Consider the following 6689-nt stretch of genomic DNA (forward strand, 5'->3'; position numbering starts at 1 on the left):
AAATTAGCTTCGCTATAGCGTGCGGGGACAACGATGGGGCAGGTTACAGCGAAGTTTACTTCGTTAAACAGCGAATCGGGTTCGCTAAATGGTCGAACAAGGAACTTGAAGCGCATGGAGCAGTATAGCGAATCAGGTTCGCTAAATGGCCGAATAGGCAACTTGAAGCGAGCGGTGCATCAGAGCGAAGTTTGTTTCGCTAAACAGCGAATCAGCTTCGCTGGCAGGCAAACAGCTAACAGGGCGGACGACGTTTGCGCACAAAAGCGAGGCTGATTCATACGGCTGAAATAACCAAGTAACACGCCTATAAAAAAATCCCGCCTGACCGGCATCGGCCGATTGGGCGGGATTTCGTTATTTTGCGGCGAGGAAATGTTCGATGAAGGCCAAAGCCTTTTCCGACTTATCAGATGTGACGCGAACGCCGACGATAAAGTTGTCTTTTGCCAGCACCGGGATGTTCTTAATCAGCGGACTGCTTGAAATGTCGATACCGTATACATGCTCGGCCGTATCCTCTTCCGTCTTGTACTTGAAGGCGGCATCCGTCTGGAATGTATCCTTCACCAATCCTGACGCAATGTCGTCCAGATTTAGAAATGCGCCTTGCGGAGCAATCCAGTTGAACGTCGCTTTATCCAAAATGTAAATGTCCGGCTTTTCGGTTGCCAGCATAACCATTGCCTTCTGCTGAGAAGCCATATCCATCTGATCCTTAGCTTCCATCGCAACATAGGTGAAATTCACTTTAAAACGCTTCCAATCTGGAAACTGAGCAAGCAGTGCATTTTCGATTTGTTCTTCTGTACCTGTTTTATTATCGTCTGAGTTCATATAAAATTCGCCGATATACATCACCGAGAGATCAACTGGAGGGAGACTCGCCAGCCGGGCTTGCTCTTCGCGATGGTCGATGTACAGCGTAACGGCGTAGATGATCAGCGCAATGAGTGCGATGCCGCCAAACACATGGAACTTGTAATAGCGCCAGAAGTGGTCGACTTTCTGGGCTGTACCCGCCATGTTTTTATATTTTCCGTATTCCTGCGCATTAAATTGCTCGGCTGCAACCTTGTCCTCATACTCCAAAATAAACCGGTAAGCGCGGGTTACCGTTTCGAAATCGGGTGTGCCGGTTTGTACCTTGGCTGTCTCTGAACCAGGTGCTTCGGCGGAACGCATAGCGTCCTGCTGCTTCTGCCTGGATCGCTCCTGACGCATCAAAATCGTGTAGCGCTTTTCCACTTCATCCTTGGATGCATGCTCGGGAAGGCCCATCGTCTGATACGCTTGCTGCAATTCGTTCATGGGGATTCACCTCTGTCTATTTTAGGGGAGATCGATCATTCCTATACTCTAGTATACGGATTTAGATGAGAGATTTCCAATCATTCCGGCCATGCATTTATTTGAAAGCGAGGCAGCGCCTTCGGGCTACAAAAAGAGGGTCCTTATGGTATGATAGGAAAAAGCGCGAATGGGCTCGCAATAATCAGTCAATACATAGATTAACAGCTTAATAACGGGGGCTATTATATGTTAAAAGGCAAAACGATCATATTGGGCATCACTGGCGGAATCGCAGCCTATAAGGGAGCGGCGCTTTGCAGCAAGCTGGTGCAGGCAGGCGCAGACGTTCGCGTCATTATGACGGAATCGGCGGCCAAGTTCATTACGCCGCTTACGCTGCAGACGTTGTCGCGTCATCCCGTCTACATCGATACGTTCGAAGAGCGGGACCCGTCTGTGGTCGCTCATATACATTTGGCTGATCATGCTGACCTGATCATTATCGCGCCGGCAACGGCGAATGCGATCGGCAAAATAGCGAATGGTCTCGCTGACGACATGCTAAGTACGACGATGCTGGCAGCGACAAGTCCGGTACTCATCGCACCGGCAATGAATGTTCATATGTACGAGAATGCAGCTGTCGTCCGCAATCTGGAGTTGCTTGCAGAACGGGGCGCGATGTTCGTCGAGCCGGGTACGGGGCAGCTGGCATGCGGTTACGTGGCCAAAGGACGTCTGGCTGAGCCGGAGGACATTGTGAAAGCGGTGGAGGCTTTTTTTGCACAGGGTAATACGCTGGCTGGCCAGCGTGTACTCGTGACGGCCGGCGGGACGGTGGAGCGGCTTGATCCCGTCCGATATTTGACCAATGATTCATCGGGCAAAATGGGCTTTGCCATCGCCGAAGCCGCGAAAGCGATGGGAGCGCAGGTTACGCTGATTGCCGGACGTACGTCCGCTCAGCCGCCCGCGGGCGTTGAGCTTGTACGGGTAGAATCCGCACAGCAAATGCTGGAAGCCGTTACGGAACGGTTCGATACGGCGGACATCGTCGTGAAAGCAGCAGCCGTCGCCGACTACCGACCGGTAAAGCAGCATGGGCAAAAGCTGAAAAAGAACGGTGAAAGCCTGACGCTGGAACTGGAACGGACGACCGATATTTTGCAAACGCTGGGTGAAAAGAAGAAGGGGCAGCTGCTGATCGGCTTTGCTGCCGAGACGGAAGATGTAGAGCGGTACGCCATGGACAAGCTGACGCGGAAAAACTGCGACCTTATCGTTGCGAATGACGTTGGAGCAGATGGCGCTGGCTTTAACGGCGACACCAATATCGTTCAGTTATACGGACCAGAAGGATTAATTGAATCGCTGCCGATGCTGTCAAAGCGTGAAGTCGCTCAGCGGCTGCTCATTCATGCGGCGGATAGAATGGCGAGCACGCGGAGGCGGACGGAATGATCGCCAAAGTTATCGTCGATGTGCCGAGCCGCCAGACGGACCGGCCATTCGATTACGAGGTGCCGCCTGCTATGCAGGACTGGATAGAGGTTGGAAGCCGGGTAGGCGTGCCGTTCGGCGGACGCGTCCTTCAGGGCTTCGTCATCGGCTTTGCCGAAACGGCCGGCATTGATGCGGCGCGGATCAAGCCGCTCTCCGAGCTGCTGGACCCGGTGCCGCCGCTGCTGCCAGATCTGATTGAGCTGGCGGAATGGATTAGCGACAAGTATTGCTGCTCCTGGATCGCTGCATTGCAGGCGATGATACCGGCAGCTTTGAAAGGAAAGGCGCAGCGGCTCATTAGCTTGAACCCGGACGAGGCCGAGGAAGGTGACGGTTTAACCTCTTTGCTGCCAGTTGAGCTGGCCGATTGGCTAGCCAAGCAGGGGCAAGCTAAGCTCGAGACCGTACAGGAGCGTTTCCCCCAACATGCGGCTGCTGTGAAAATGGCGCTCCGCGAAGGGGTGCTTCTCGAACAAGCGTCGATTCGCGACCGGCTTGCGGTGCGTAAAGTACTGACCGTCTTCCCGCCTCATGATCGCGCTGCGGCCGAGGAGGCGCTCGCCGCTTTTCCAGTGAGAGCAGCCAAGCAGCGGGAGCTGCTCGCGTTTATGCTGGAACGCGGCGAGCCGATGCCGCTGGCAGTGATGCTGGCGGAAGCGGGCGGATCGCCGGCCAGCGTCCGTTCGCTGGTCGACAAAGGGCTGCTCGGACTGCGCGAAGTCGAGCAGCAGCGTGATCCGTACGCTGGACGCGAATTCCGGCATACAGAACCGCTGCCGCTGATGGAGGGCCAGCAAGCTGTCTACGAGCGGATCGCGGCTTCCGTCAGCCGGGGCGAGCCGCAGGCGCTGCTGCTGCATGGCGTTACGGGCAGCGGCAAAACCGAAGTCTATTTGCAATCCATTCAGCATTGCTTGGAACTAGGAAAACAAGCGATCGTGCTGGTGCCGGAAATTTCGCTGACGCCTCAAATGGTAGAACGGTTCAAGGGCCGCTTCGGCGACGCCGTAGCCGTTCTGCACAGCCGTCTGTCGAATGGCGAACGGTACGATGAATGGCGAAAAATAAGAAGCCGCCGCGTTCAAGTAGCTATTGGGGCGAGATCGGCGATTTTTGCACCTTTTGAGCGAATTGGGCTTATCATAATAGATGAAGAGCATGAATCCTCCTACAAGCAGGAGGAGAGTCCGAAATACCATGCCCGCGACGTCGCTGTGAAGCGTGCGAGACAGCATGGCGCAGCGGTTGTACTAGGCTCGGCGACACCGTCGCTAGAGTCGTTCGCGGCGGCAAGCCGGCCGCCTGCGCCGGGACGTGAATCCGGACTGCTGCCGATGCCGAACCGGGTCGGCGATCGTCCGATGCCTCCGGTTGATGTAATCGACATGCGCGCCGAGCTGCTGGAGGGCAACCGCTCCATGTTCAGCCGCCGCTTGCACGCGGCGCTGGCCGAGCGGCTGGAGCGCGGCGAGCAATCGGTGCTGCTGCTTAATCGGCGGGGCTACTCCACGTTCGTTATGTGCCGCTCCTGCGGTTATACGGCGGCTTGCACGCATTGCGATATTTCACTTACTTATCATCAAAAAACGCGTGCTTTGCGCTGTCATTATTGCGGGCATGCCGAGCTGGCGCCAAAAAACTGCCCCTCCTGCGAAAGCGAGCACATCCGGTATTTCGGTACCGGCACGCAAAAGGTCGAGGAGGAGCTGGCGAAGCTGTTTCCCGGCATTCGCGTCATTCGAATGGACGTGGATACGACTACGGAAAAAAATGCGCATGAAAAGCTGCTGAAGCAGTTCGGCGACCGGGAAGCGGATGTACTGCTAGGTACACAGATGGTTGCCAAGGGACTTGATTTTCCATTCGTAACGCTTGTAGGGGTTATTGCAGCAGATACTTCATTGAATCTCCCTGATTTCCGGGCTGCGGAGCGCACGTTCCAATTGCTGACACAGGTAGCCGGCCGGGCCGGGCGTCATCATCTGCCGGGCGAGGTTGTTGTTCAAACCTATACGCCGGAGCATTACGCGATCCTAACGGCGCAGCATCATGATTATGCCGCGTTCATACGCGAGGAGCTGAAGCATCGCGGAGTGATGGGCTATCCGCCGTTTTGCCGTCTTGTGCTTGTTACGATGTCGCATGAGCAGTTGGCGCAGCTCTCTTCGGTAAGCGAGCAGTTCGCCTCCCGTTTGCGTGAGCTGGCCGCAGCAGAAGGTGTCCTAGACTCGCTGGACAGCGGATCAAAGCGTGCATTGGAGGTTCTGGGACCTGTCTCTTCGCCGATTTCGCGAATGAAAGATCGCTACCGTTTTCAAGTTGTGATAAAATATCGGGGAAACATCGATGTGCCGGCGTTGCTGCGAAAAGCTACCGCTCCTTTTTTGGAGGGACCAGCGCAAAAACAAGTGCTGTTCAGCATCGATGTCGACCCTCAGGTCATCTTATAAAATAAATACCATATACGGTTATAAAGGAAGGGAACTATTCATGGCTATTCGTATTATTGTTAAAGATCCAGATCCGGTGCTCAGAGAACCGGCCAAAGAAGTAACGAAATTTAATTCCAATCTTCAAAAGCTTCTTAAAGATATGGCGGAGACGATGTATGATGCTGACGGCGTAGGTCTTGCCGCACCGCAAATCGGCATCTCCAAACGCGTTATCGTCGTTGATATCGGTGATGAGGAGTCTGGCTTGATCGAGATGGTCAATCCCGTTATTGTCGAGCAAGAGGGCGAACAATTGGGGCCGGAGGGCTGCCTTAGCATCCCGAACCTGAATGGCGACGTAAGACGTGCTGACCGGATCGTCGTAAACGGACAATCGGCCGACGGCACGCCGTTCTCGGTTGAAGCGACCGGTTTTCTGGCTCGTGCTTTCCAGCATGAGGTGGATCATCTGAATGGCATTTTGTTTACTGACCTTGCCGAGAGTGTCTACGACATTTCGGAAAGACAACGCAAAGGCGGCGAATAACGAAATGCGTATTGTATTTATGGGAACGCCTGAATTTGCCGTCCCGTCCCTGCAGCTTCTAATGGAGCAGGGCTATGAGGTCGTCGCGGTAGTTACACAGCCGGACCGGCCGAAGGGCCGCAAACGGACGCTGACGCCTCCCCCGGTGAAAGAAGCGGCTTTAGGCTACGGACTGCCGGTGCTGCAGCCAGAGCGGATGCGCAGTGAAGAAGCTGTCGCAGCCGTCGCAGCGTATGAGCCGGAGCTGATCGTAACAGCAGCTTACGGGCAGATTTTACCCAAAGGGGTGCTGGAGCTGCCTCGACTGGGATGCATCAACGTTCACGGATCGCTGCTGCCGAAGTACCGCGGCGGTGCGCCGATTCAGCGTTCGATCATGAACGGAGAGAAAGTAACCGGTGTCACCATTATGTATATGGCTGCCGGATTAGATACGGGCGATATGATTAGCAGAATTGAAGTGCCAATTGAGGATGAGGACACATCCGGAACGATGTTCGAGAAGCTGAGCATCGCGGGCGCTGATTTGCTGGGCCGTACGCTGCCTGCCATTGTGGCAGGCGAAGTTAAGGCTGAACCGCAGCAGGACGAGCTGGCTACCTACGCGCCGAACTTGACGCGCGAGGATGAGCGGATTGACTGGAGCCGCACAGCTAGGCAGATCTATGACCAGGTAAGAGGTCTTTCCCCGATGGCGGGTGCATTTACGACGCTTCAAGGCGAAGTGTTCAAAGTGTGGACTTGCGCCAAACCGGAGAATGGTTCTGCTGGAAACAATGAATCAACTTCTGGTACGGTACTGGAAGCAAGTGACCGGGGCATTGCTGTGCAGACGGGCAGCGGCATTCTGCTGCTGCAGAATATTCAGCCTTCTGGAAAACGGGTAATGGCTGTATCGGAATGGCTGAAGGGCT

5 protein-coding genes are annotated in these 6689 nt (G+C 54.9%); 4 read left to right on the forward strand and 1 reads right to left on the reverse strand.

Features of this window, described 5'->3' with window-relative positions; translation table 11 throughout:
- Positions 1-357 precede the first annotated feature (357 nt).
- Positions 358-1311: a J domain-containing protein gene (locus tag IEX98_RS22525; protein ID WP_188891707.1), complete on the reverse strand. Its 954-nt coding sequence runs from the start codon at positions 1309-1311 to the stop codon at positions 358-360.
- Positions 1312-1539: 228 nt separating this feature from the next.
- On the opposite strand from IEX98_RS22525, the gene coaBC reads away from it, so the two are divergent.
- The 4 genes from coaBC to fmt form a co-directional block, all read left to right on the forward strand.
- Positions 1540-2754, forward strand: a complete 1215-nt coding sequence (gene coaBC, locus IEX98_RS22530; protein WP_188891710.1) for a bifunctional phosphopantothenoylcysteine decarboxylase/phosphopantothenate--cysteine ligase CoaBC — start codon at positions 1540-1542, stop codon at positions 2752-2754.
- Complete coding sequence (priA, locus tag IEX98_RS22535) at positions 2751-5246, forward strand: primosomal protein N' (protein ID WP_188891712.1); 2496 nt, start codon at positions 2751-2753, stop codon at positions 5244-5246. The genes coaBC and priA overlap by 4 nt, the downstream gene beginning before the upstream one ends.
- Before the next feature lie 40 nt (positions 5247-5286).
- Entirely contained in the window at positions 5287-5775 is a 489-nt protein-coding gene (def, locus tag IEX98_RS22540; RefSeq protein WP_188891714.1) for a peptide deformylase, read from the forward strand.
- Between the two features lie 4 nt (positions 5776-5779).
- Positions 5780-6689: methionyl-tRNA formyltransferase (gene fmt / locus IEX98_RS22545; protein ID WP_188891716.1), on the forward strand; the 910-nt coding region annotated here is incomplete at its 3' end.

It is taken from the genome of Paenibacillus radicis (ex Gao et al. 2016) (assembly GCF_014641555.1).
GTDB lineage: Bacteria > Bacillota > Bacilli > Paenibacillales > Paenibacillaceae > Pristimantibacillus > Pristimantibacillus radicis.

Coding starts and splice junctions, on each gene's coding strand:
- IEX98_RS22525 (WP_188891707.1), bottom strand. CDS start 1,311: ATGAACGAATTGCAGCAAGCGTATCAGACGATGGGCCTTCCCGAGCAT.
- coaBC (WP_188891710.1), top strand. CDS start 1,540: ATGTTAAAAGGCAAAACGATCATATTGGGCATCACTGGCGGAATCGCA.
- priA (WP_188891712.1), top strand. CDS start 2,751: ATGATCGCCAAAGTTATCGTCGATGTGCCGAGCCGCCAGACGGACCGG.
- def (WP_188891714.1), top strand. CDS start 5,287: ATGGCTATTCGTATTATTGTTAAAGATCCAGATCCGGTGCTCAGAGAA.